This is a genomic window from Microcoleus sp. Aus8_D2 (genome assembly GCF_036702665.1).
GTDB lineage: Bacteria > Cyanobacteriota > Cyanobacteriia > Cyanobacteriales > Microcoleaceae > Microcoleus.
Genome location: NZ_JAUBUN010000065.1, coordinates 7,901 through 33,581, shown reverse-complemented (window position 1 = coordinate 33,581; position 25,681 = coordinate 7,901). Strand labels below are relative to the sequence as shown.

The 25,681-nt window shown below is 46.5% G+C and carries 25 protein-coding genes, 1 tRNA gene and 1 pseudogene; 14 read left to right on the top strand and 13 right to left on the bottom strand.

Annotated features, from left to right (window positions below; translation table 11 throughout):
- Positions 1–562 precede the first annotated feature (562 nt).
- The 3 genes from QUB64_RS30700 to QUB64_RS30690 all read left to right on the top strand — a co-directional run bounded on the left by QUB64_RS30700 (position 563) and on the right by QUB64_RS30690 (position 2,922).
- Positions 563–1,912: a cytochrome 450 gene (locus tag QUB64_RS30700; RefSeq protein ID WP_333277926.1), complete on the top strand. Its 1,350-nt coding sequence runs from the start codon at positions 563–565 to the stop codon at positions 1,910–1,912.
- A gap of 268 nt (positions 1,913–2,180) precedes the next feature.
- Positions 2,181–2,726: a hypothetical protein gene (locus QUB64_RS30695; protein ID WP_333277924.1), complete on the top strand. Its 546-nt coding sequence runs from the start codon at positions 2,181–2,183 to the stop codon at positions 2,724–2,726.
- Positions 2,727–2,781: 55 nt separating this feature from the next.
- Complete coding sequence (locus QUB64_RS30690) at positions 2,782–2,922, top strand: hypothetical protein (protein WP_333277922.1); 141 nt, start codon at positions 2,782–2,784, stop codon at positions 2,920–2,922.
- Positions 2,923–2,928: 6 nt separating this feature from the next.
- On the opposite strand, the gene QUB64_RS30685 is transcribed toward QUB64_RS30690, so the two are convergent.
- The 3 genes from QUB64_RS30685 to QUB64_RS30675 form a co-directional block, all read right to left on the bottom strand.
- Positions 2,929–3,051, bottom strand: coding sequence for a hypothetical protein (locus tag QUB64_RS30685; RefSeq protein WP_333277920.1), 123 nt, complete (start codon positions 3,049–3,051; stop codon positions 2,929–2,931).
- 30 nt (positions 3,052–3,081) lie between these two features.
- Complete coding sequence (locus tag QUB64_RS30680) at positions 3,082–3,534, bottom strand: hypothetical protein (RefSeq protein WP_333277917.1); 453 nt, start codon at positions 3,532–3,534, stop codon at positions 3,082–3,084.
- A gap of 365 nt (positions 3,535–3,899) precedes the next feature.
- Entirely contained in the window at positions 3,900–6,746 is a 2,847-nt protein-coding gene (locus QUB64_RS30675; RefSeq protein ID WP_333277915.1) for a cation-translocating P-type ATPase, read from the bottom strand.
- 213 nt (positions 6,747–6,959) lie between these two features.
- Between QUB64_RS30675 and QUB64_RS30670 the strand changes: the two are divergent.
- The 3 genes and pseudogenes from QUB64_RS30670 (at position 6,960) to QUB64_RS30665 (ending at position 8,927) form a co-directional block, all read left to right on the top strand.
- Positions 6,960–8,098 (top strand): annotated as a pseudogene (locus tag QUB64_RS30670) (ISAs1 family transposase).
- A gap of 300 nt (positions 8,099–8,398) precedes the next feature.
- Positions 8,399–8,518, top strand: a complete 120-nt coding sequence (locus QUB64_RS33125; RefSeq protein ID WP_369124832.1) for a helix-turn-helix transcriptional regulator — start codon at positions 8,399–8,401, stop codon at positions 8,516–8,518.
- A gap of 184 nt (positions 8,519–8,702) precedes the next feature.
- Positions 8,703–8,927 carry a hypothetical protein gene (locus tag QUB64_RS30665; RefSeq protein WP_333277913.1) on the top strand — a complete coding sequence of 75 codons (225 nt, stop codon included), beginning with the start codon at positions 8,703–8,705 and terminating at the stop codon, positions 8,925–8,927.
- A gap of 80 nt (positions 8,928–9,007) precedes the next feature.
- On the opposite strand, the gene QUB64_RS30660 is transcribed toward QUB64_RS30665, so the two are convergent.
- A complete protein-coding gene (locus QUB64_RS30660; protein WP_333277911.1) occupies positions 9,008–9,151 on the bottom strand; it encodes a hypothetical protein in 144 nt (47 codons plus the stop codon).
- 194 nt (positions 9,152–9,345) lie between these two features.
- Here QUB64_RS30660 and QUB64_RS30655 point away from each other — a divergent pair, with 194 nt between their 5' ends.
- From QUB64_RS30655 to QUB64_RS30635, 5 genes are all read left to right on the top strand, one after another.
- Positions 9,346–9,576 (top strand): helix-turn-helix domain-containing protein, encoded by a 231-nt coding sequence (locus QUB64_RS30655; protein ID WP_333277909.1) that lies wholly within the window; start codon positions 9,346–9,348, stop codon positions 9,574–9,576.
- Between the two features lie 531 nt (positions 9,577–10,107).
- Positions 10,108–10,767 carry a thermonuclease family protein gene (locus QUB64_RS30650; protein WP_333277907.1) on the top strand — a complete coding sequence of 220 codons (660 nt, stop codon included), beginning with the start codon at positions 10,108–10,110 and terminating at the stop codon, positions 10,765–10,767.
- Positions 10,768–10,908: 141 nt separating this feature from the next.
- Positions 10,909–11,370: a hypothetical protein gene (locus QUB64_RS30645; RefSeq protein WP_333277905.1), complete on the top strand. Its 462-nt coding sequence runs from the start codon at positions 10,909–10,911 to the stop codon at positions 11,368–11,370.
- Positions 11,371–11,435: 65 nt separating this feature from the next.
- Entirely contained in the window at positions 11,436–12,560 is a 1,125-nt protein-coding gene (locus QUB64_RS30640; protein ID WP_333277903.1) for a protein-glutamine glutaminase family protein, read from the top strand.
- 283 nt (positions 12,561–12,843) lie between these two features.
- On the top strand, positions 12,844–14,142 hold the full coding sequence (locus QUB64_RS30635) for a S8 family serine peptidase (RefSeq protein ID WP_333277901.1): 1,299 nt from the start codon (positions 12,844–12,846) through the stop codon (positions 14,140–14,142).
- Positions 14,143–14,287: 145 nt separating this feature from the next.
- Here the strand turns inward: QUB64_RS30635 and QUB64_RS30630 are convergent.
- From QUB64_RS30630 to QUB64_RS30615, 4 genes are all read right to left on the bottom strand, one after another.
- A tRNA-Pro gene (locus QUB64_RS30630) sits at positions 14,288–14,361 on the bottom strand.
- 37 nt (positions 14,362–14,398) lie between these two features.
- Positions 14,399–14,764 (bottom strand): DUF1818 family protein, encoded by a 366-nt coding sequence (locus QUB64_RS30625; protein WP_333277899.1) that lies wholly within the window; start codon positions 14,762–14,764, stop codon positions 14,399–14,401.
- A gap of 299 nt (positions 14,765–15,063) precedes the next feature.
- Positions 15,064–15,705, bottom strand: coding sequence for a hypothetical protein (locus tag QUB64_RS30620; protein ID WP_333277897.1), 642 nt, complete (start codon positions 15,703–15,705; stop codon positions 15,064–15,066).
- Positions 15,706–16,497: 792 nt separating this feature from the next.
- Positions 16,498–16,728 carry a DNA-directed RNA polymerase subunit omega gene (locus QUB64_RS30615; protein ID WP_172188796.1) on the bottom strand — a complete coding sequence of 77 codons (231 nt, stop codon included), beginning with the start codon at positions 16,726–16,728 and terminating at the stop codon, positions 16,498–16,500.
- 80 nt (positions 16,729–16,808) lie between these two features.
- Between QUB64_RS30615 and QUB64_RS30610 the strand changes: the two genes are divergently transcribed.
- Entirely contained in the window at positions 16,809–17,501 is a 693-nt protein-coding gene (locus QUB64_RS30610; RefSeq protein ID WP_333277895.1) for a GDSL-type esterase/lipase family protein, read from the top strand.
- Positions 17,502–18,240: 739 nt separating this feature from the next.
- Complete coding sequence (locus tag QUB64_RS30605; RefSeq protein ID WP_333277893.1) at positions 18,241–19,494, top strand: S-layer homology domain-containing protein; 1,254 nt, start codon at positions 18,241–18,243, stop codon at positions 19,492–19,494.
- A gap of 247 nt (positions 19,495–19,741) precedes the next feature.
- On the opposite strand, the gene QUB64_RS30600 is transcribed toward QUB64_RS30605, so the two are convergent.
- The 5 genes from QUB64_RS30600 to QUB64_RS30580 all read right to left on the bottom strand — a co-directional run bounded on the left by QUB64_RS30600 (position 19,742) and on the right by QUB64_RS30580 (position 23,096).
- On the bottom strand, positions 19,742–20,266 hold the full coding sequence (locus QUB64_RS30600; protein WP_333277890.1) for a pentapeptide repeat-containing protein: 525 nt from the start codon (positions 20,264–20,266) through the stop codon (positions 19,742–19,744).
- Positions 20,267–20,496: 230 nt separating this feature from the next.
- Complete coding sequence (locus tag QUB64_RS30595; protein ID WP_333277888.1) at positions 20,497–21,846, bottom strand: LCP family protein; 1,350 nt, start codon at positions 21,844–21,846, stop codon at positions 20,497–20,499.
- 17 nt (positions 21,847–21,863) lie between these two features.
- Complete coding sequence (locus QUB64_RS30590) at positions 21,864–22,208, bottom strand: DUF6717 family protein (RefSeq protein ID WP_333277885.1); 345 nt, start codon at positions 22,206–22,208, stop codon at positions 21,864–21,866.
- A 334-nt stretch (positions 22,209–22,542) separates the two neighbouring features.
- The gene (locus tag QUB64_RS30585) at positions 22,543–22,761 is read right to left on the bottom strand and encodes a hypothetical protein (protein WP_333277883.1); all 219 of its coding nucleotides are present in this window, start codon (positions 22,759–22,761) and stop codon (positions 22,543–22,545) included.
- A 101-nt stretch (positions 22,762–22,862) separates the two neighbouring features.
- Positions 22,863–23,096, bottom strand: a complete 234-nt coding sequence (locus QUB64_RS30580; protein WP_333277881.1) for a DNA-directed RNA polymerase subunit omega — start codon at positions 23,094–23,096, stop codon at positions 22,863–22,865.
- A gap of 421 nt (positions 23,097–23,517) precedes the next feature.
- On the opposite strand from QUB64_RS30580, the gene QUB64_RS30575 reads away from it, so the two are divergent.
- A complete protein-coding gene (locus QUB64_RS30575) occupies positions 23,518–24,939 on the top strand; it encodes a calcium-binding protein (RefSeq protein WP_333277879.1) in 1,422 nt (473 codons plus the stop codon).
- Positions 24,940–25,681 lie beyond the last annotated feature (742 nt).

Sequence of the window (25,681 nt, the reverse complement as noted above, 5' to 3'; positions counted from 1 at the left end):
ACTGAAAGTAATGGCATAACTCAGATTAGTTTTGCCTCAACCGGAAAAGTTTTTGCTTCTTTAGTTGGGGTATCGTCCAGTCTGATTGGTGTCGCCGATTTTGCCTCAATCTAATAGCAAGCAGTCGCAGATAACCACGGTTATCTGCGACTCTCAGAGATTGGGGCTAATACTCGAGAAGCAGAGAGTATATCTACTTACCAAAAATCCCGATCAATTATATCGTCTCCGATCGAGTAACCGAAGTAAGATTGGTTCGTAGTGCGGACTTCAGTCCGTAGCATTTTGCGGACTGAAGTCCGCACTACGAACCGTTTTTGTTATCGTAATCGAACGGAGATGGTCTTACACGAAATCTCCGGAACCAGGCTAGACTTGGGTGCAGACATATTCAGTAGAATTCATCTATATTGCCACGACGTTCACAAATAAAGATGGCTATAGTTATACTTACTGATTTTCGCAATTTTGGGGGTATTGAATCCCGGTCAATAGGGACTCAATACCCTCTTGCTGCTAAATGCGAAGCGTGTTATAGCCAGAGGATCTCGGAGGAATTATCGTGAACCTAAATTTAGATACTATTTTCTCACCGCTGATGAACCCGGCCCTGAATGAGTTTCAGGCTTGGGCTTTGGAAAACCCCCAGGAGGGCCTCAGCAAAACGATGCTGCCCGCGATCGCCCTGATCGAAGGTTTAATCGCCAACGAACCCACCTATTTGCCAATGAAACGGCTGGCTTTCGGGGCTAATTTTTGCTGCGCGGGACAAGTCGTGATGGGAGAGTTTGCAACACTCGAACAAGCACTCACATCGCCCCAGGCGCGCGGATGGCGGCTGGGTACTTCTGTGCTCGATCCGGATCTCTCCCCCAACCAAGATGTCGGCGGTAGGAACGTTTTCCTGCTGTCTTTGTCCGATCGCGAACCAGACGGTAGCAGCAACCACGCAGCTTTCCGAAGCTGTATGCAAAAGTATCTTTTCAACAGTGCCACAACCGATCGCCAACAAGACGAAATCAGCAGGCGGTTGCTCGATCGCCTAGCCGCAGATTATACGGAGATGCCGCACGGTGCGGGTGAAGCATTTTTTACCGATGCTAGGCGCGGTTGGATGGGATTTTTAGTCCGATACCTGCATTACGTCATCTTTGGGATTAATCCAGATGACAAAGAGTCGATCGAACTTCTCACCGATTTACATTACATCCGCCAAAGCCCCGCGCACTACTTCGCCGTCGCGGGCAGCCTGCTGCAAAGTCTGAACCTGTTTGGACATGGGGATTTGTCGGCTTTAATCGAGCGCGCGGCGACTATCTACGAAAATTCTCCCGCCTTAGCCGACTTCGAGGTGAGCTCGGAAAACAACGGCATGACTAGGCGGGAATTGGCAAAGCTGATGACAGCGATTATGGGGATAGCGGGATTGCAAGGCCCCCTGCACCTAGGCTACACGGCTATGGGATACCGCCCTCTCCCGGCGTATAAAGGAACACGCACCGCTGAAATTAATCCGACGGATTTTTGGGATAATCTGGATTTGGACGATCGCCAGTCGATCGAGCTTTTCCTCCTGGAATGCGCGCGCCTCTGGGCTCCCGTCAGCGCCACCCACCGAGTCGCGACAGAGCCATTTACCGCCAGGGTAGGGGGCAGACAGCGCACTTTCCCCGCCGGCACCAAGGTACTGATACCGATCAGTTTGGGGCATCTAGACGGCAGTTTCTGGGGCTCTACGGTGTACGAATTCAACGCTAACCGCGAGAATTTGTGCCCTTATCATATGGGTTTTCATGCGGTGGGCGATCGAAGTGCGGGAAGAATTTGTCCCGGCAAAGATGTGGCAATGAAGATGTTGGTGGATGTGGTGAGTACCGTTGGTAAAGTACGCAGATCGTCGGCAGGTTTGTAGTGAGGACTTCAGTCCTAATCCACAGCCTAAACGAAAGTGCAAAAAAAAACTCGTAGTGAGGACTTCAGTCCTCTCTCCTTGTCTGAAGAAGGACTAAAGTCCTCACTACGAACCTGATTCTAAATCAAATCTAAAAAACCTGGTTTGATCGTGAGGACTTCAGTCCTCTCTCCTTGTCTGAAGAAGGACTAAAGTCCTCACTACGAACCTAATTTCGGTTATCTAACTGGATCCGAAATTAAAAGTATTTTCGAGGTTGAATAATACCATGTTAATCGAAACAAAGAAACTAAAAGACATCGCAACTTGGATGAAAACAGAACATCCGCCGGAGTTCCCCGAAGTTCTGCAAGGTATCTTCTTTATGGACGGGAATATTTTGCCAGACTATTGTCTGACGATGTACAATTCAGAATGGAATGCTGAGCAGCGGACTTTATTGCTGCGGATTTATGAGCCAGTTGTCTGGTCATTTCATGCCTCAATGGCGGGACGGATGTTACTTTATGCCGTCAAATTTTCTCGCTTCAGCTACTTGTTCCGCTTCTCGGATGCCACTTTGCAGCACGGGCACATCACGCCGATCGCGTTTGGATTGTCTGTGCCGGCGTGGCTGATGGATTTTTTGATCGATCGAGATCCGAACACTCCGAATGGGGATATTTGGGATCGCAGAAACTCGTTTTTCGGCAGACCTCCTGAAAAAGGCTATACACTCCGCAGAGTCGTAAATAAAGATGGGAACCCCACATCAGCGTTTCCAGATTTTCTGTCGAAAGTTGGCAGTGATTGTTTAATTATTGCCCAAGATTGAAAATATTTAGGACAACTATAAAACCCGCTTAATTAGGCGGGTTTTTGCGATCGCAGTGGCTGGATTTGAACCCGCGACTCTCATTGCGATCGCCCGAGTCACAGCAAAATTTCCGAAAAACAACCGAAATAGCGATACAGCGGATGACTGGTTTGGTGTCAGAGATAAGGAGACTATTCCCACACAAATTTTATAGCTAATTTTACTCCAAAACAGGAAGATTTTCATTAGACAAAATTGCCCAAGCAGCAGTAATTTGCCATTGAAGCGCTACTTCTGCAAAATTGGTTCCGGCTGCTGTGAGAGCGCTTTGTGCTGCACCCAATCCTGTTTTTGCTCCAGCCGCCCAAGCGGGTTAAAGAAAAATTTCTGGGGAATCAAAATATCTCACACCTCCATCTATGCAGTCAGCGGCTGCCCCTGCATTTGCCCTATTAGCAACTTCTTCAGTCGGATTCGACAGCCAATTTTTTGCCACCTCGATAAATGAGTGTTCACCTTCATCTTCTTCTGGGGAAGGCAATTTTTTTGTAATATAGTATATTGTTTGTTGGACTGCTGCTTTTTTAAAGGAAAGTTTTTGCGTCTCATCCATCAGGTTAAACAGCAGTTCTAAAATGTCTGGTGTATTCGGATTTTCTAGTCTCAACAAAAGAAGTCTAGGATTTTGAATAACTTGTTTGGGAAACTCAACGCCTAATTCCCATAATGTTTCAATGGGCGCATTAGAATTCATTGCTATATTTCGGCGAATGACGGCTGGCGTTAAATGGTTGTTCGCCAATAACCGTAAGAAATAACTATTCATCCGCATCCAAAGGAAGCTAATAGTGCGTGTCCGGAACAGCTTCATCATATTATTGAAATTGATTTTAATTTTTCGGCAATGTGTTTTTTGTGACTTGTCACAATTCGTCTTATGGTTATCTGTCAGACAGGAAGTCTGATGCAGCGAGGTCAATATTAGCCTTGTGAATAAATTTCACCGTCAGTCACAGTCAGATATTGAATGCAGCAATTATATCACCAGTCACCAGGGAAAGTACGGCTTTTCATCTAGAGCGATCGGGGGAAAGAAATGTTAGGTTTGTTGTCTCAACTATTTTCTCAGGTGCGTCGCTATTGAATTGTCGATCTTTCTTTGGGGATTTTCGAGGGCGACGCACCCTACGGCTATTTCTGCACTACTCTATGCAAGATTTGCTTTCGTAGTTCGTCAGCCATCAAAATTAATGGCGGACAGATGAGCAGCATCAACCATTGCACGGGAGATAGCGGTGCAGTGGCAAAGATTTTTTGTAAGGGTGGAACATAGATAATCGATAGAATCAGCGCCCACTCGATCGCAATTCCGAACCAAATCAAACGGTTGCTAAAAAAGCCTAAGCGAAAAATCGAGACGCGCTCGCTGCGGCAAGCAAAAACATTGCCATCCTGACAAGCAACGATCGCAGCCAACGTCACAGTCGTTGCTTGATGGTAAATTGCCATTTGGGTAGCATTCGCCGATCGTGCCAGAATAGTCGAATTAATCGCCTGCAACTCCGCAATTCCGTAGCCATTTGCCCACCAAACCAGCAGAAAACCTGTCATTCCTGCCAACCCTTCCAGCAATCCGAGAAAGCAATAGGCACGTAACAATAAAGACATATCCAGCAATGGTTTCGACTTGGGGCGGGGTTGTTGTTGCAAGATACCTGCCTCCGGTTCTTCTGCGCCCAAAGCCAGCGCTGGCAGCATATCTGTGCCCAGATCGATCGCCAAAATTTGTAGAATTACCAAAGCTGGCGGAATCTTTAAAAAGACCATCGCCAGGAAGGGAATAAACTCTGCCATGTTCGATGACAGAATGTAGGTGATAAACTTCCGAATATTCTGATATACAGCTCGTCCCTGCTCGATCGCACTCACGATCGTCGCAAAGTTATCATCAATCAGCACAATATCCGCCGCTTCCCGCGCCACATCCGTACCGCTCATCCCCATCGCAATGCCAATATGGGCGGCTCTCAAAGCAGGAGCATCATTGACTCCATCACCCGTCACGGCTACGATATCACCCATCGCGATGTAAGCTTGAACCAGCCTTAACTTCTGTTCCGGCATCACACGAGCAAAGACTAAGCCGGATTTTTGATGCAATATCTGACGCAGTTGGGCATCGGAGAGGTGTCCCATGTCTTCGCCCGTCACAACTCTGGCTTTACCATTCACTAAGCCAATGCGGCGGGCGATCGCTTCTGCGGTTAATCCATAATCTCCTGTTACCATCGTTACTTGGATACCTGCTTGATGGCATTTGGCGATCGCATCTGCAACTTCCGGCCTCGGCGGATCGATCATTGCCACCAAACCAACGAAAATCAGATTTTTCTCCAACTCCTGGGTGTCTTGCGAGTTAAGTTCCTCTTTCTGCTGGGCGGCAACTCCTAAAACTCGATAACCTTGACTCGCCAACGCATCATTAGCAGCGGAAATCTCTGTTCTTCCTACTTCTAATAACTCTGCTATCTGCCCATCTTTCAGAATCCCTTGACAGTGTTGTAACACATCCAACGGCGACCCCTTGGTGAAAATTAGATAGGGATCAGTTAGCATTTTGAGATTGGATGATTCGTTTTCTAACTCAAACCCTAAACCAGAATCATCCGAACTTCTTTGTAACACGACACTCATCATTCGTCGGCGCGAATCAAACGGAACTTCCTGAATTCTGGGCAAATGATGCTGTAATTCTTCCAGATTCAATCCGTTTTTGATGGCTGCTACCAGGAGAGCAGCTTCGGTGGGATCGCCAATTTCCTGCCACTGACTGGAACCTGGCGGATGTTTCAGACGAGCATTGCTACAGAGAGCCGCTCCTGCAAGTAGCAAATTAACCTGTGACTTTTGGCGCTGATTTGTGAGTCGCACCTCTCCGGTTGGCTCGTAGCCCGCTCCCGTGACTTCAATCTCAGTTGTCGGAATCCAGAGTTGGCGCACCGTCATTTCATTTTTGGTGAGTGTCCCCGTTTTGTCCGTACAGATGACGGTTGTGGCGCTCAATGTTTCCACAGCCGACAGGCGACGTACTAGAGCATTGCGCTTGGCCATCCGCTTGACACCAATTGCCAAGGCTAGGGTAACGGTTGGGAGCAGTCCTTCTGGGACAAAGGCTACAATAATCCCGATCGCAAAAATGAAGCTTTCCTTAACTCCCATACCCACCAACAGATTGCTCAGCAAAAAGACCAAAACACCCATACCGAGGGCGATCGCAGTGATAATATGCACCACTCGGTTGATTTGAACTTCCAGAGTGCTGGGTTCTCGCTTGACTGTGGCAGTCATGTGGGCGACTTGACCAAACTCTGTCTGAGTCCCTGTAGCGTACACGACAGCTAAACCGCGCCCTGACGCAACGGTAGAACCTGCAAATACGAGATTGCTTGCTTCCGAGGCACGCATTTTTTCTGCGATCGCAGGTGCCGCCGATCGCGAAACCGGCAGCGATTCTCCTGTCAGCACTGAGACATCGACATACAAAGACTGAGATGAAACCAGTCTGGCATCGCCGGAAATGCGATCGCCCTCTTCCAACTGCAAGACATCTCCCGGAACCATTTCTCTGACGGAAATCTCACATAAGGTTCCATCTCGATAGACTTTCGCTTGTGCTGGCAACATTTTATTGAGTGCTGCTAACGCTTGTTCTGCCTTGAATTCTTGCCAAAAACTGAATCCGGCATTAATCCAGATTACGGCCCAGATTGCCCAACCAAGTTCGGGCGTACCGGAGATAAAAGCGAGGGTACCCGCAACCCAGAGCAAGAGTGCCATGAAATGAGTTAATTGATCTATGAAGCGAAGTAATAGCGATCGTCGCGCTGGTTCGGGCAGTTCATTAAACCCATAATGCTTGATTCTGATTGCTGTCTCTGCTTCGGAAAGTCCCTGTGCCGAAGTTGACAGCCTTTCGTAGAGTTGCTCAGTAGATAGCGCCCAGACAGGAAGATGAGTTTTCATGCGATCGACAGGCATAAAAAATACCCACGTTGGTGACTAACTTCTTTTATAGCCTGACAGCGGTGATTGTCCAGGGTAAACGCATCTTAATTTTAACTCAGAATATGCTACAGTTAGAGCCGACTAATTTTCTATGTAGTTTATTGTAGTTCATGAGTGTTGTCAATGACAAGAGGTTTTAGTAAAAGTGTAAATTCCCCAAAAAAAGAAACAGATTCATGATCTTCATTGAATCTTTTAAAAACCAGTTTTTTAGAACATTTTGCTAACTTGAACGACCCAATAATAGAAAGAAGTAAAGAACATTTGCTCAAAGATATTAGATCGATTGCGATTCTAGCTGTCATCAGCGGTGCCGACGGATCTGTCCGGAATAGAAGCCTATGGTAACGCCAAATATGAATGGTTAAAAAGCTTCCTAGAATTACCGAATGGCATACCATCTCATGACACATTTAGTAGAGGATTTGCCCGAATTGAACCGCAACAGTTTCAAGAATGTTTTTTGAGTTGGGTAAATTCGATAATCAGGGAATTAGAACTAGAGGTGATTGCCATTGATGGGAAAACAATGAAACTATCTTACGAGAGGAATGACCAACAAAAAGCGCTACATATAGTTACAGCTTGGTCTTCATCTCATCAATTAGTGTTAGGACAAAAAAAAGTTCATAAAAAATCTAACGAATTGACAGCAATTCCGGAATTAATAGAAATGCTAGAAATTGCCGGAAGTATAATAACCATAGATGCTATGGGATGTCAAAAAGACATAACATCTCTGATTATCAAGAAAAAAGGAGATTACATTTTAGCTTTAAAAGGGAATCAAAAACTCCTGCACACAGCCGTAAAAGAATGGTTTGAAGCGGCCCAAAAAACAAATTATTCAGGCAGAAAGTACAATTATTATGAACGAGTAGAAGCTGGACATCATCGAGGGGAAAAAAGACAAGTATGGACTGTTGATATATCTGAGTTACCACCTCTGCACAATCAAGAATTATGGAGTGGATTAAAAACAGTTGTCATGATAGTTAGTGAACGAAGGCTGTGGAATAAAACCACGACTGAAGCTCGTTTTTACTTGAGTAGTTTAAGCAGTAATGCTGAGACAATTGCCCTAGCAATCCGCAGTCATTGGGGAATTTAAAATAGCTTACATTGGACGCTAGATGTTACATTTTGTGAAGACAAAAGCCGGATTCGGAAACAGAACTCTCCCGAGAATTTTGCACTTTTACGTCGCGAGTGCCATAAATTTACTGAAACCAGAAAAAACTTCTAAACAAAGTCTAAAAATGAAACGAGATCGAGCGGCAATGGATAATAATTATTTAGTTCAAATTTTAAACTCTGCCAGTTAACACTCGAAATCTAATACCAATCTATTGAAAAAATTATCCGGCTTTAAGAAGTTCATACAATCTTAAGGTTCTAGTTTTATCTGCTCAAGTGGGGTTAAAATTAAGGATTTTAAGAAGGTTTTTTGAGTTATTTAGTCATGCACAAATTCACGTTTTAGTCAAATTAATTTAGATGCGTTTACCCTGGGTGATTGTCTAGATTAGATTATGTTTCTTAAAGATTAGACATCTGGGAAAAAGCAACTTAAACCCTTGCTAATCCAAGGTTGAAGTCGATCGTCCGTCTGATTCCCGATCCGATTGGCGAGTAATATCTCTGGCTCAAGAAAGGATAAAAGTAATTCCCAAATTGCTAAAGTTCTCGGTTGCTGTGAAGAAGCAGTGCGAAAACATCTGGAGCATCTTTACCAAAAACTGTAGAAACCCCGACGGGGGCTGTGATGGTTGCCTGGGAAAAATTGAGGTTACTCAAAGGGTAGTTTGTTGCAATATCGTAATAATCATATACGCAGATCGTCGTATTGTTTTCCAAGTTTATTTGGAAGATTATTAAATCAAAGTCCAAAAGAAAAGACTACTCGTATTAAACAAAAGGAGTTCTCAAATGGCTACAACAACCCATACACATAAATTTTCCGATCGCGATGCTGCCCTGATCGCCGCCAAGAAAGACATAGTAACTACCAGCGCCAAAACGTGGCGTGCTTTCCTTTTCAATGATCCAGCAGCAGCAGCAGCCTATGGGAACACATCTCCTCCACAAGGACCTGGGGAAATCGTCTTTTCGGTTCTCCCTGATGGAAAAGTGTGGGTGTTCCCCTACTTTTAAATCTCAGCTTGTGCATCAATTTCTCTGATGCTGGTTTGAGCATTTACAAGAGCCTGACTATTCATGGTATTTCTAAATCCCTATTCAGCATTCAGCGCAAGCACAACGTTTTTTGGTAGTCCTGCATTCAGCCAAATCCAGCCAATACTGACACAATTCAAGCAAGCTTGGACTCGTGTGCGATCGGTTTGGCGATCGATGGGCAAGCGCAGTTTATGACTCAACGAGCAGAAAAACTGCTCGTTGAGTCAGTATTTTTTACCCCGCACGCGACACTCATTGCCAGAACCCTTAGAACCTTGGTTCAAGCATCAGATGAAGCTACTTGCGTTCGACGTTGATGTTCCATGCTCATGCTGACGTTTGCACATTCAGCAAGCAGGACGACAGTCGATCGTCCGTCTGATTCCCGATCCGATTGGCGAGCAAGATCTATTGCTCAAGAGAGGAACAAAAACTGCAAGAATTCTCGATTGCCACTCGGGAATTAATAGGACTCACCAAACGCGAAGCAGAGGTGCAGTTCTGGATTGCCAAGGATCAAAGTAATGCCCAAATTGCTAAAGTGCTGGGTTACTGTGAAGGAACAGTGCCAAAATATCTGGAGCATCTTTACAAAAAACTCTACAAACCAGGACGGCGGCTGTGATGGTTTCCCTAGAAAAGTTGGGACTACTCAAAGGGTAGTTTGTTGCAAGATCGTAATAATCATATACGCGGATCGTCGTATTGCTCCTCAAACAGATTTTGAAGTTTACTAAATACAGATGCCAAGCAAACAATATAACTAACTGATGCTACGTGAAACTATTTGACTAGACCTACGGCTTAAGGGTTACAAGCAATTAAAGCTTGAGATCCAATGCTATTGGCCCTCTTTAAGAGCGAGTTGGCTTAAAGACTTCAAGACTTCCACGTAACACCAGTTAATAACACCAATTTTTCAATCAATCCTGTTTAAGGAGACTCCCTATGCCTCTGATGCTGATCGCAGGTCATTTCAAAATCCTGAATACTGCACCCGACGGAGATTCAGTTAAGTTCTACCCTGATAATCCGAACCTATGGAGCAAGTTGAACAACAAAGTTCGCACCAATCATTCTGGAGGATCACAACGGGAGCTTAGATGGTATTGATGCCTTAGAAACCCATTACCAGTCACGACTAGGAAGTCTCGGTATGCAACACCAACCAGAAACACTGGCCCGGGCGGCATCGGCAGAACTATTGAAATTCTTGGGTTTCAGCCAGATTACCCGTAATGCTCGCGAGGTTGTCACCGCAGCAACTCCCCAGCAAATTCCGGGTTTCATTTTGACTCGATTTGCCGATACCTATGGGCGTAGCATTGCTTTTGTCTTCAAAGGCAAAGCCCCTGGAGCCGATGGCAGTGATGTTTACTTGGATAAATCTCTCCTACATCAGAGCGCCAATTATCATCTTTTGGTAGAGGGACTGGCTTATCCTACCTTCTATTCAAAACTGTATGTTGACCTCCGACAGGAAATGGTGAAGTCTGTGGAGAAAGCACGCCATGACAAGAAGGGAATATGGCAGCTCGATCAAACAAAAGATGGGTTTGTTCTTGAAAAACTACAGACTATCACTGACAAAGTAGTGATCCTACCCAAACTCTTTCGGCGACTACTAGACTACTTGGCAATCAATGAAGGTAGTGTTTCCTTAACAGGGTTCAAAGGTTATCTTAAATCTCTTGACGATCGGACGATCATTCTTCCAGATGGTCAATTCACAAACTTTGACTACGTGGTTGATGTCAAAGATCAAACCATCAAGTTGACTCATCCACCAGAGCGACTGGTATTTGTGGAGAAATGAATTTAATTTAACCAATACCCGTCAGGTATTGAAATCAAGAGAATGAAAGGTACATTCATCAAATACCTCAAACTTATCCAGGTAATCGTATGCGCCTGCCTGTTATTGATAGGGTTGATTGTTATTTGGCAGGAGAAAGTCATGGCTAATTCTAATACTATTGTCAGCCCGATCGGCAGGATCGACCCGCCCCTGGAGTCCCACGCCACCGCACCCACGGGACGAACAGTATATTTCAGCGATGGACAGACTTTGCGCCTCGATCCAGATAATCCGTACTCCATCATTTATGCCGAACTCCTGGATAGTATGCAGCAGGCTGGTATCCCTGCCTATGTTGAGTTCGACCCAGAAACCAGGGCGATCGCGCGGGTACTCGTCCCTCTCGTTGTGAGGGTTAGCAATATTGTTCGCACCGAGTCCGGGCAGTTTCTGGTCGAGTTGGAAATATCGAGTGCCCGACATACCCTCAGCCCGACCAACCAAGATTTTAATCGCCTGTTGAGAGCTCTGGAAGCAGCGCGACAGAGCCAAGCCCAAGTGTTTGTGACCGAAACGGACAACCATGAAATCATCGATGTCCGTCCCGCCGCACTTCCATAGCCTCGCAGTAAGTTTGCTTTCTAAACAGTATTTATTTTCTAGCTATCCTAGAAGGAGGTTTGATTATGTCCAATACCCGTGCGATCGCTGGATTGGTAAGTCATATTGACCTACCGCCTCTGATGACAGCGGCTCACCGTTTGAGCTTTGAATCGACGCCGGTGGATGTCACCTTTGAAAGCGGCGAGACCACCTATCTCGACGCAACTAATCCGCTGTCGGCTGGCTATGCCGAGATCCTTGAAGATTTGCGTCATGCCAAAATTCCCGGCTATGTCGAGGTAGATCCACAAACGCGATCGATCTCCCGCCTGCTGATTCCCATACAGGCCAAAGTCGTGGCACTCGTGAAGATTGGTGGCGACGTAGCAGTCGGGCTGGAGATCTCCCAATCGCACCGTGTCTTGAAGAGTTCCAACAGTCAATTCGCCCGCCTTTTGAGCATCCTGGAAGAGGCGAAGAAAACCGGGGCTACCGTCCTCGTGACAGATACCGACGATCGCGAAATCATCGATGTCCGTCCCTGGGAAACGGTGACGACGGCGCAAGAATTGACAGCTTTGGATTTGGCTGCCGAAGCTCTTTCGGCTGAAAGCATCAAGTTTGAGGAGTTAGCTACCGAAGGTGCTGCCTCGGCTACCGTATCAGCGAGTGGTCTCCCTGCCGTTAGCTGGCTGCGCCTCAACCAACTTTTTAACTGGCTTGCTAGTGGCAGTTGCAATCCCATTACCGTTCCGCCACCCTGCATTCCCTTCCTATACCCCGATGACGGCTGTTGGGGAAGGGCACACTCCATGGCGAGACGAATTGTCAGCGTTGGTAACGTTCCGGGCAAGGTGTGGAATTATGGCAACCTGCGGGCAAATACGAGGAACAATCCAAATTGCTACGTCCGCTGGGGCTGGCACGTGGCACCAATTATGACCGTCATTGGTTCGCCCTTCTATTGGGTGATCGATCCGTCGATGTTTGGGGCACCGGTGACAGTTTCGCAATGGAAGCAAGCACAATCAGATCCGGGTTCCCAGATTGTTTATACAGTTTGGCAAGTCTTCCATCGATCGCAAAGCGGACAAGTTACCTACGATCCGAACTTCACCCAGACTGCCCAGGTACTGGCCACCTATCGCGCAGCGCTGAGGGTGAGATCGCTTACCATTGGTGCTCCTCCTTACGCCAAATGTCATTAGCCGGGGTCGCTGGCTTGCTCCAGGGAGCGTTCAGGCTCCCTGGCTGTTCGTCAATAGCTGGGATTGTCTGGCTTCGGTACGAAAGTCGGCGAGGTATGCAGATACTTGAGCACAATGTAGCCGATACCAGCTCTGGCTGACCTACTCATTGGCATTTAACAATACGCAGATCATTGTATTTTTCCTAAAACTCATTTTTGCGAGTATTGGATCGAAAGTTTTTGTGCTCTGCAAGGGATGGTAAGACCAATAACCATCAAACATTTAAATTAAGAGGTGTTTTATGTCCGCACAACCTAGTTTTCCCATCCCCGCAACTGCTCCAGGCGGTGAAACGACAGGGCGATACATCGTTACTTTCCGCGACAATGCAGTCACAGAAGGGTTGGGTGTGCTGAGTGAGCAGGCTGGCATCAGAGGACTGCTCAGTGCTGCCGATTTCTCTGAGTCTGCTATAGATGTCGATCAGCTCGAAGCGGCAGGGGGGGTGGTGTTTCCCACTCTCGGCGTGGCTGTTGTCTCACTGGACTCAGGGGCTTTGAACAGCATCATGACAGTAGCGGGAGAAGATTCTGCGATCTTGGCGATCGAGCCTGAGCACATCTTCTACGCGATCGCTGAGGGGTTGCCAGAGGAATATCTACGAGGCTATCGCGATGCGGTTAACCACCTGTATGAAAAAGCCACCACGACAATCGTGGACGAGATCGAGTTAGGAGTTCCATGTTTTGCCGATGATGCCCAGTCCACTTGGGGTCTGAAGGCAACGAAGGTCGTAACCTCTAAATACACCGGAAAAGGAATGAAGGTCGCCGTGCTGGATACAGGGATGGATCTCCAACACCCTGACTTCAAGGGACGCAAAATTATGTCGAAGTCTTTCGTTCCAGGGGAAGCGGTACAAGATGGGTTCGGTCATGGTACTCACTGCATAGGAACGTCGTGCGGGTTCAAGGATCTCAACAATCGGCGGTATGGGATTGCTTATGAGGCAACTATTTACGTCGGCAAGGTCTTGAGCAATGCCGGTAGTGGCAATGGTAGCTGGATTCTCGCTGGTATGGAATGGGCGATCGTCAACGGCTGTCAGGTAATCTCCATGTCCTTAGGAAACAACATTCCAACGCCGTCTACTGCTTACGAAACTGTCGGCCGTCGAGCACTGCAAAATGGGTGCCTCATCGTGGCGGCTGCTGGCAACCACCGACAAACGGCTCCCAATCCGCCCGGTACCGTCGGTCAACCAGCCAATAGCCCGTCGATTATGGCCGTCGCGGCCGTCGATAACTGCCTCAAATTAGCTACCTTCTCGGCCACCTCTGGTTCGGCTGCGGGGGCTAAAGTCGATATTGCTGGTGCAGGAGTCAATGTATACTCATCCGTGCCGATGAATAAGGGACGGTATGCTGTCTTCAGTGGCACGAGCATGGCGACTCCTCACGTCGCCGGGATCGCGGCCCTGTATGCCCAATCGACTGGCAAACGAGGCGATCAACTTTGGCAATTGCTAACTTCCTATGCTAAGCCACTACCATTAGCAGTTGCTGATGTGGGAAGTGGCTTAGTCCAAGCTCCACAGTAACGACCGATCTCGAAATGAGGCGGTAGTTTCTGTTGATAGTCAAAAGCTAAATAGGTAGTATAAAAAGATGAACTCTAGAGACGTTACCACCTCTAGAGTTCATCTTTTTATAGTTGAGCCAGTAAAAGTTACTGACTATCTGCGATCGGAGCGGCGGGATTTGAACCCACGACCCCTACTACCCCAAAGTAGTGCGCTACCAAGCTGCGCTACGCCCCGACAGCTTTAATAGCTTAGCATAGAATTCCCAAAAAAGTCAAAAAACTTTTAAAACTTTTGCCGCCTGCACCAAACCGGGCGCCGCAGCCGCCGGCCAAAAACCCTCGCCGCGACGGCCAGCATTCAAGATCAACTGCACGCTGTAAGCTTCGGGATAGCCTTCTACCTGTACCCACAGCAAATCGCTTTCGGCTTCAATCGCGATTTTTTCCTCGTCCATTAACTCAGAGGCCATTTGACTCATTGTGTCGGCCAACTGTCCCAACAACCGGCAAAAATCGTTTAACTCGGCCTCCGTGAGTTCGATCGCCCAACCCGAACCAGCCACCAAACCCTGAAACTCCTTCGCCTCTGGGTTCCATCCCAAACGCCAGCCAACACCCGTCTTAATTACACGTTCCATCGATCGATTTTAGATTTTGGATTTTAGATTTTAGATTGATTGATTAGGTGATTTTAGGACTTATATCATGTCCGGTCGATTACCATAACAACAACGGAACGCACGTGCGGACTTGGGTCCTGGGCCTGAGAGCGGACGCTCAGTCCGTACTACAAACCAATCTTTTCGTAGTGCGGACTTGGGTCCTGGGCCTGAGAGCGGACGCTCAGTCCGTACTACAAACCAATCTGTTTTTGCCGAAAAGACGCGTTACACCAGTCAGATTAGCCAAAAACCCGGTTTCTAGGCCTCGTTCAAGTTTACGGTGTCAGCAACTTTGCATCTCCCGGCTGTGGCTGCGGTGTTTCCGGGGAAGTCTCGCGCCCTTTTGGTTTGTCGCCCCTCGCCGGTGTCCCTCCACGCCCGGAATTCTCGGTAAAAACATCAACCAAAGCTTGAACCAAAGCATCCCGCTGTCTTTTATTTAAACTTTGAATAGCAGCGCGATCGCGTTCCATCGGATTTGAGCGCAAAACGTCTTTTCCCGGATACACGCCTTCCACCAAATAATCGGGAGTCGCCCCCAAATAGTCGGCTAAACTCAGCTTCCAATCAAAGCGGTAATTGGGCGGTCGTCCTTTGACAAACACGTGATATCTAATCAAGCGGCCGACTAAAGTATTGTTTGGATCGACTTTTCCAGTTTCCTTAGAAATGTAGTTATTCTCGATCGGCAAATCCGGCACTTTTTCGTACACAAATTTCCACGCATCTTGCGCCCTCACTTGCTGCGGCGCAGATTGTTGAGCAACCAGCGGCACAGACACATAACTCCGCAGCCGCAAAGGTTCCAAAGCCGACATACTTAATTTGCCCGATTCCAATACCCCACTCAAAAGCGTGAAAATCGCCACACTCAAAGTAACTAACAGAAAACTCAAGCCTAGCTTTAATTTTTTCACGGTTTTGACAATTTCACAAATAGAATATAGCGGTTTTCATTGAAGTAAAGATATCTGATTCCGGACACGGCATTGCCGTTTCCCTACTGTATTTCCTCGGGTTCCCAACACGGCGCCGTGCCTTTGGGAAAGAGTCAATTTAAGGTCAAACGTACTGCTGGTCTTCTGTCTAGCGATTAATGCCATATCCCCCCTTGTTAAGAGCTACCCTGTACACACAAGTTATGAGATCACCCTGGCGCCCCCCGATCCTCGGGGGGAACCGGAGTCAAAGTCCCCCGAGGAGCGGGGGATGCGAGGGGGCTCTCCGAGGATTTTGGTTCTACACAGAGATGTGTGTACACGATAGCTTCTTAAGAGGGGGGACAGGATTCTGCTCAAAGTCCCCCGAGGAGCGGGGGATGCGAGGGGGATCTGGTCTCTGCTATAAACGAGAGATACAAGGGTTTTCAGGCGATTGTTGACACTTTCCCAAAGGCACTGCCGTTTCCATACTGTATTTCACAGAATTGAAAACTGCTAGAATTTCCTAAACTTACCTGCTACCATATCTCCTAGTTTCTAATTTTAGGACTTAGGAAAATCAACCGATTGGGAGCATCCCGATTTGGCAAAAATAGTTTTTTAGGAGTGCGAACTCGACGCTAGCTTGTGTATATATTTCTAGCTCCCTTGCGTACATAAAATAAACCGGATTTTTCGCCCGCGCCCGTCTATTTTGAGAAAATTTTGAGTTTTGAGTTAACAAAAATTGCTCGCAATTCACCACTCAAAACTCAAAACTCCCGAAGTCTAGATGTCTCCGATAATTTCCGGCTGAGTCAGTTCGTCCGACATCTCAAATATCGCCCGCATTACAGGCTTCATTTGATGGTCGTCCATATTGTCAAAATCTTCATAGCGACGGCGTTTGGCGCGGTTCGCCACCTGCACCGTAATCCGATAGCGGTTGGATGCAGCACCGATCAACTCTTCCGCCCGACGGGTGAGCTGAGTTGAATCGAAGGTTGGACGCTTAACCATGAGACTACCTACTTTATCTAATGTTACATTCTAGTTTAGTATGTCAAGATTCAAAAATCATTAACTGAGTATCATTGCTTATGCAGGCAGCAACAGCCTATTCCTTTGGTCACTTGCATCGGGTAAATTCTCATCCCCTCAAATTGGTTGCTTTCGGCGACAGCTTAATCTACGGTTTCGGCGACGGTGCGGGCGGTGGTTGGGTGGAAAGATTGCGCCGCCAGTGGATGTTACCGGAGAGTGCAGGACACGTTTTATACAATTTGGGGGTTCGGGGCGATCGCACCTATCAAGTCGCCCAGCGGCTGGAAAACGAGTTTCGCCACCGGGGCGAGCTCAGAAACCGCGTCCCAGATGCGATTATTCTTTCCGTAGGCCTCAACGATTCGGCGAGAGTGCAGTCGCCTACCGGGCGCAGTTATACTGATTTTGAACATTTTAAAGCTGTTTTGGATAATTTGTTAAATTTATCGCAACAACTTTGTCCGGTGATATTTGTCGGGATGGTGCCGGTGGATGAAAGCAAAATGCCTTTTCAAGATTGTTTGTACTACAATCACGCCGACCAATATCGCTATAAAGAAGCCACGAAGTTAGCTTGTTTGCAACGGGGAATTCCCTATTTAGATATTTTTGATAAATGGATGGATCGCGGTAATATTTGGTGGCGTTCTTGTCTGACTTCGGATGGTCTACATCCCAATGCAGCCGGCTATCAATCTTTATTTGAAGATGTGACAAGTTGGGAACCGTTAGTCGCTATTAGTCATTAGTCAGTTGACCTGTGTCAGTTGACCTGTGTCAGTTGACCTGTGTCAGTTGACCTGTGTCAGTTGTCTAGGATGCACGGCTAATCAAGAAACCGGGTTTTTTCACAGCAATACTTCGTAGCGCACAGTTGCGGTAAACAACCCGGTTTCTGGGCACCCGTGCGTCCTCTGCACTTACCGAAAAAGCGATATTCTGCCACCATACATATAGATATTCTGGGCAATTCCTGTATAAGTTCCAGGTAGATAAGGGAGATACAGTTGACCTGTGTCAGTTGACCTGTGTCAGTTGACCTGTGTCAGTTGACCTGTGTCAGTTGTCTAGGATGCACGGCTAATCAAGAAACCGGGTTTTTTCACAGCAATACTTCGTAGCGCACAGTTGCGGTAAACAACCCGGTTTCTGGGCACCCGTGCGTCCTCTGCACTTACCGAAAAAGCGATATTCTGCCACCATACATATAGATATTCTGGGCAATTCCTGTATAAGTTCCAGGTAGATAAGGGAGATAAGGAACATAAGTAATTTAAGGAATTTAAGCATTTTAAAATCGACAAATTAGCCGAAAAATATTTTTTTTAAAAGACCGTATCTTCCCATCGCCAGAAAAAAAAGCATTTAATAATGATGACATCACTGAGCACAACAGCCAGCTAGGCAAGAATCAATCAACGATAAATAGCCGGACAAAGGCTGGCTTTTCCATCAATAAAAAACTTGTGTAAATTGGAGAATAAAAAAATGTCTATATTTCACCGCATCAAATTCTACACATCTGTTTTATTAACATTATCAACCATGGCCGGAACCGCAGCGCCAATGCTCGCTCCCGCACCTGCTTTTGCTCAGACAGCTTTTTCGGATGTTAGTAATAACTATTGGGCAAAAGACTTTATTCAAGATTTGTCAGAAAGAGGCATTATCAAAGGTTTTCCCGATCGCACTTTCCGCCCGGATGCACCCGTGACGCGGGCGGAATTCGCGGCAATGATCCGTTCTGTGAAAAAGGCAAAAACCCGCGCTGCTGTAGGTTTTGTCGATGTTCCGTCTAATTTTTGGGCAAGGGGGGCGATCGCCGAAGCTTATGAAATGGCATGGATGTCTGGCTATCCCGGCAATGTTTTCAGGCCATCACAGCAGATTCCTCGCGTTCAAGTTGTAGTCGCTTTAAATAACGGACTGGGCTATGAGCCAGCTTGCAATTTTCAAGATGTTCTCAGCTACTATAATGATGCGGGTGAGATTCAGAGTTATGCTGTGAAAAGCGTTGCTGCTGCTACTGAAAAACAGTTGGTTGTCAGCTATCCCAATCCTAAATCTCTTAAACCCAACCAGTCAGCAACGCGGGCGGAAGTCGCTGCTTTTATCTATCAAACATTAGTCAGTACCAATCAAGCAAGAGCAATTAATTCTCCTTATATTGCTAAGATAGATATTGGGCAGAGTGTTGCTGTGAAAATTCCTAGCGGGGTGACTATTCCCATCGAGTACGCCAAAGGCAAGATTTTGCTCGGCCCCAATGACAAGTCTCCGATTACTCTGACTGTGGCTGCGGATATCGCAGGTAATAATGGCAAAGTGCTGATACCCGAGGGCTCGAAAATTAGCGGCGAATTGCGATCGACTGCTGAGGGCGTTCAGTTTGTCGCCCAGGAGTTAAGTATCATTAACGGTAGCAGAGTCCCTCTGAATGCGACTTCGCAGGTGATTACTCGCAAAGAAAGTGTGACTAAGGGCGTGAATGTTGGTAATCTGATTAAGAACACGGCTTTGGGTGCAGCGGCGGCGGCGGCGATTGCGGGCGTTACGGGCGATCGGGCGATCGCAACTGAAGAGGTGCTCGGCGGTGCGGGAATCGGGACTTTAGTCGGGGTATTTTTGGGTAGAAATAAAGTTGATTTGTATGCTGTTAATCCCGACACCGATTTAGATTTGCTGTTGAATTCCGATTTGGTATTTGGTACTGCAAATACAGGCATTTGTAGCCCTCGGTAGAAGGAAGTACGTCCGCTTCTTTTGTAGCGGATGTAGCGGATGTAGCGGATGTCACGGATGCAGCCTGAACTAAGAAACCGGGTTTCTTTGTAGATTTATTGCTACTAAACTAACCAACTCGTAGAAACCCGGTTTCTAGCCGAAGAGTGCACAGTCTGAACTAAGAAACCGGGTTTATTTGTAGATTTATTGATACTAAACCCCGGTTTCTAGCCAAAGAGTGCATAATTCCTGTAACTTTAAATTTCTACGAACATCCCAGACTTTCTCGCGTAGAAACTCCCGTCACGGGATTGACACCATCTGCTTTTTCGCACATCATTGTTACTTGATAAGCATCGATAATTGCGTCGGTAAAATCAGCGCCGGAAATGGCAGCATCAAAAAAACGACTTCGAGTCATAATTGCTTCGGTAAAATTAGTATTCGTCAAATTAGCGCCGTCGAATGTAATTCTATCTGCTAAAGCACCGGAGAGATTTGCACCTGACAAGTTGGCCTTCCACAAAACTCCCTTAGTCAAAATCGCATTGGTTAAATCAGCGCCTTGAAAGTTGGTTCCCCGCATCTCGGCGGCGACGAATGTTCCGCCCGCTAAGTCAGAATTGGAGAAATCGCGATCGGACAAATTAATATTTGTGTAATTAATATTGGTTTTCGGCAGCGCAAATGCCGGAGTAGCACTCAGCAGCACCCATCCAAAGGCTAACACTACACTTATAATTAGGCTCAGGACTATTCGGAATACACTTTTCACAGATTTTTTACTCATGGTAATTAACTAATAACTAATGATAGTATGTCCGAACCGAACAACAATCATAAAATCGGTTTCTAGTGAGGAATGCGAGTCCGCATCCAATCAGAGGACTCGCATTCCTCACTACAAACACCTTTTATTGCGGGTAATTCAACGCACATGATATGACTAATGACTGATGACTAAGGACTAAGGACTAAGGACTAAGGACTGATGACTGATGACTAAGGACTAATGACTCATTAAAATCGCTTTACCCAATCTTCGCCGACGCGAAGTGTCAAGTCAGATTCAATTTGACCAGTAGAAGATGCTTCGATTTTACCGTCGCCTAGCGCTTTTTGGAGTAGATTCGCTGCCTCTAAATCGCCTTGCTGCACAATAATTTGACTTTGACGCTGTTTGTCGGGCCAATCCTTGACTACAGATACATTATCAAAGCCCTTTTTTCGGAGAAAGCTAGCGACGGTTTTGGCGGTTTTCGGGTTGCTAGAAGCATTTTGGACGGCGATTTTGAGGCTGCTGGGTGAAACTGGCTGGCTGGGATTGGCGGTTCGCCCTTGGGCAAAATCCGCTGCGCCTTGCTTGAAATATTGTGTCATAATGCGATCGCGCCCAGCAGCATCTAAAATCCAATAACTCCTCAAATCCCCTTGTGCTGAGCTAGAGCGTCCCGGCAACATCACCATTTTAAAATTATCTCGCTCCAATTGCAAACCGAAATTGGCGATCGTCAATATTTCCTCAAAATTTAGGTTTGTATCCACATATTTTTGCATCAATCGCACAATTTGCGGCAAGCGCACCAATACTGATGGACTTGCGAGGCGGTTGCGAATAGCTTGAATTAAAGATTGCTGGCGCTGAATGCGGCCGATATCTCCTAAACCGTCATTGCGAAATCGAGCAAATTGTTCTGCTTGTTCTCCCTTGAGAGTTTGCCATCCCTGTGCTAAGTTTATTCTTAACTTCTGGGCGGTATCTGTATAGGACATCGCGCGAGGTACAAATACGTCAACTCCGCCCAACAAATCGACTAATTCCCGAAACGCACCGCTGCTGACTCGCACGTATCGTTCAATTGTCGCATTGTTCGCGATACTGCTAACCAATCGCGTCGCCAAAGCTGCTCCTCCTCTAGCATTGGCTTCGTTAATTTTGCTGAAGCGAATGCCGGGAATTTCGACTTTTGTATCTCGCGGAACAGAAAGCAAACTAATAGATTTATCTCTAGGATCGAGGTGGAATAAGAGTATTGTATCGCTGCGGCCGTTAAAAATCTTGCGGGAATTGGTGGCAGCTTCCGGCACGCGGTCAATTCCGAGGATTAAGATATTAACAGGCCGCCAGAGGCGGTATCCAGAGCGGTTGGATGATGTATAGTTAAAGCCCGTAGCGTCTAGCACTCTGCTAATAATTTGCGGCTCCACGGGGGCCAATAGGGCGGTAATTGCCCCGATTGCTGCGGAGATGGCGGCTGTAAAAATTAGCAAAAATAGCAAAAATATACATAGTGCTAATTTGGGATTTTTTCGAGATTCGCGATCGACTGGTTTAACAAAATTTCTTTTAAAGATTGACAAGTTTTTCATTGACTTGCTTTTAATTATTACATTTTTTCAGCTTTGCAATAAAACTTGGGGGGTGCTTCGGGAAAGTATTTAAACAAAGCCGGACACAGCCAGCCTTCCATATTTTTCGCTTCCCACCGATACCAGTTGCCGCCGTATTCTGCTTTAAACCAGGCCATTTCTGCTTGAGATCCGGGAAATGGATTGGCTGAAAATAATAGTCGGAAACCTTGATCGGCATTGGGAATGTCTGCGACAAGTACGTTAATCATTTCGGGGACGCCCTGAACAAATGGTTCTCGGACAAGCCCGGCTCGCTCGTCGTCAAAAACCCAGGTGTACTGTTCGCGATAGGGGAAAATTACCATCATGGCATTTGACATCGAATTCTCCTTTTTAAATTTCCTTTGTTTGGGCTGGGGAAATGCCAGTCTTGATACATTATATTCGGTGGCGCGGAAGTTGTGTAAAATCCGATTTAATCACCCTGTTTAAATACCAATTTAAAAAAATATTGCTACAAATCTTAATTTTATACAAATTCTTAAAAGTCGCATATCCCCGCACCGGACACGGCAATGCCGTCTCCCTACAGATGCTCGTGTCCAATGGGAGCATCTCAGTTTGATTTGGATAGTGCCAGCACTTCAAGAGCTCGCGAGTCTTCTATATCAGCAAGCGAGCGAGGACAGCACTGTTAAAAAATACTTTTTGCACTCATTGAGATGCTCCCCACCCATCTTGCACCCTCACTTGCAACGGCGCAGATTGTTGAGCAACCAAAACCCCATAAACAGATTGAGAACTAGGTAACAACGAAGGTTCCAAAGCCGACACACTCAGTTCCCCCGATTCCAATACCCAACTCAAAAGCGTGAAAATCGCCACACTCAAAGTAACGAACAGAAAACTCAAGCCCAGCTTTAATTTGTTCACGGTTTTGGCAATCTGTTCCCAAATAAAATAACTTCAGCGAGTTTTGAGCGTTAAGTCAAAAGAATTGCTTGCAACTATCAATTACTCAAAACTCTCCAAGTTTAGATGTCTCCGATAATTTCCGGCTGAGTCAGTTCCTCCGACATCTCAAATATCGCCCGCATCACACGCTTCATCATTTGAGGGTCGTCCATATTGTCAAAATCTTCATAGCGACGGCGTTTGGTGCGGTTCGCCACCTGCACCGTCATCCGATAGCGGTGGGATGCAGCACCGATCAACTCTTCTGCCCGACGGGTTAGCTGAGTTGAGTCGAAGGTTGCACGCTTAACCATGAGACTACCTACTTGATCTAATGTTACATTCTAGTCTCAATTAAAAACCTGCCAAAAGGGCAACACACCCTGTTTTCTCTAAGTAGATGAGTGGGAAAATACACAAATGTCCGAAGAGAGCGAAACGAAGTGAAGTGAAGCAATCGCTCTTGTTCAGGCAGCTTTACACTCTGTTACATAGCAAGGTTTATTTACGCCTACCTACTTATTTATATATAGATAATTGGCATTCCAGTATCTGAACTCAATAAATGCTATGTAAAGACTTGGTAAAGATTTCAAGGTTTTGGTATCCAAAATTCATATTTCCATTACAAACTATCTGCCAAAATGGCAAATTTTTGATAATTGACTCGTCTATGCTGAAGACTAGATTTTCATCATCATTTTAAATTCTCGGTCCTTAAGGAGAAAACCTATCATGGCTTATATCAACGGAACAAACGGCAACGACAATAAAAGCGGCACGGATTCCGCCGATCAGATATTCGGTCGTGTGGGAGATGACACCTTGACGGGATTGGGTGGGGCTGACTACATCTCAGGAGATCAGGGCGATGATATCATCTCCGGCGACAATGCCGTCGATCTGAATACCTTCACCGTTACCGAGAGTTCCAAAGATGGCAACGATCAACTGATCGGAGGCGATGGCAATGACTTGATTGTCGGTGGGGGTGGCAATGACCTCATGAATGGGGGCAACGGTGAAGACTACCTGGATGGAGGAAGTGGCAACGATATCCTTGACGGGGGGGATGGTGATGACCAGCTCTACGGCAGATCTGGGGATGACCGGCTCAACGGTAGCTTTGGTAATGACTACCTTGAGGGGGGCGATGGCAGCGATACTCTTCAGGGGATCTTCGGTAATGACTACCTGGTTGGGGGTAACGGTAATGACTACCTGGATGGGGGCTTGAATGATGATACTCTGATCGGGGAGAGTGGCGATGACACCATCAATGGCGGTCTCGGTGTTGACAACGCCTTTGGAGGTTCCGGCAATGACCAGATATCCGTTGGGCCTAATGATTCTACCCTCCCTGGCACTAGCTCTCTAGGTAGCTTTATCCAAGGGGAGAGCGGTAAAGACACCCTGAATGGGAATGTTGGGAACGATCGGATTTTTGGAGACTTTAATCCTGGGGGCATAGCCACGGATAACTATCAGAACCCTGATGGGAATGACTATATCAGTGCGGGTCCGGGCGATGATATTGTGTTCGGTGGCGGCGGTGCTGATACTATCAATGGAGGGGTGGGCAATGACTATCTCGATGGCAGCTACGATGATTTATTGAAAGGAACTGACTTTGCTTTTCGGGAGCTTGATTCAGTTTTGGGCGGATTTGGCGGTAATGACCTGATATTGGGCAGCGATGGGAATGATACCCTCATCGGTGGCTTCGGCAATGACACTCTCAATGGTGCCAGTGGCGGTGCTGTGAGTCAGTTGGATGTGTTAATGGGCGGTTTTTATCTCGATAACGGTATAGGGGGAAAAATTGGCATCAGTGACGGTTTAGTGGTTAGCTCTTATGGGATACCTACTTCTTCTATTTCAGATACCTTCGTGCTGGGGAATAGCAATGCTAACTTCTACAGTGGTGGAAATGGCATCCTGTTCTCTAACGTGGTCGGTTTTAACGATCGCGCTGATATTCTAGACTTCGAGATTGGTGATAAAATCGTGGTGAATAACCCAAGTAGTGTGTTGACTGCTAACTACAACGGAAATAAACTTATTGTGGTTCCTAGCGGCAGCAACTATGAAGTCATTGCACAGCTAGTCGGATTTACAGGTGCTCTTCCATCTGGCACTTTTATCCCTGCCGTTTAGCCTGCTCAAGGCGACGAAGTGCCGCGATTTTGGAAAATTCGCGGCTTTTGGCACCATTCTCTTCCCCCCAAGAATCTACGAACAATCAAGGTTTTGAGCGATTTTTTCAGGGGGGAGAGTGAATGGCCCAGTCCTTACCTCAATCCGCGAGCATCTCAAATTTGCAAAAAAAACTGTAGTGGGAGCCAGAGGCTCCCTAGGGATCTAAGAGGGAGCCTCTGGCTCCCACTACCAATTTACCTTCAGGAGATGCTCCCCCTCAATCCTAACTTTGAGGATATCTACATTTACTCGATCAATTATTTTCAATACCTTTGCCAAAATCGCACCCTACAGCGTGGGATTTTGCGTAGAGTACCTTGGAGATGGCTATTTAAAAACCCCTTCCCAAAACCCAGACAGGGTTTTATGGGTGAAGTTTCTGAACCCAATAGCCTGTTTGGGTTACATCGACTGAGTATTAGTCCGAAAAAATTGGCGAAGGTATTGTTATTTTAGAACAGGAATTTTGGAAAAAACTTGCCAAAATGGCAACCTTGACTCAACTCGCTTAATTAAAGTTGAATCGCGCTCTCGGCTTAATTAAATATGATGATATCTGCTACCACTCGGATTATTTATTTTCAATAATCCGAGGGTTTATTGTCGTGTCAAGGCAATTAACTCCATTAATCCCGTCAATTTAAATCTACAAATCTGCCAAGATGGCAACACAGGTTTCAGAGGAAAAGTTATCTTATAT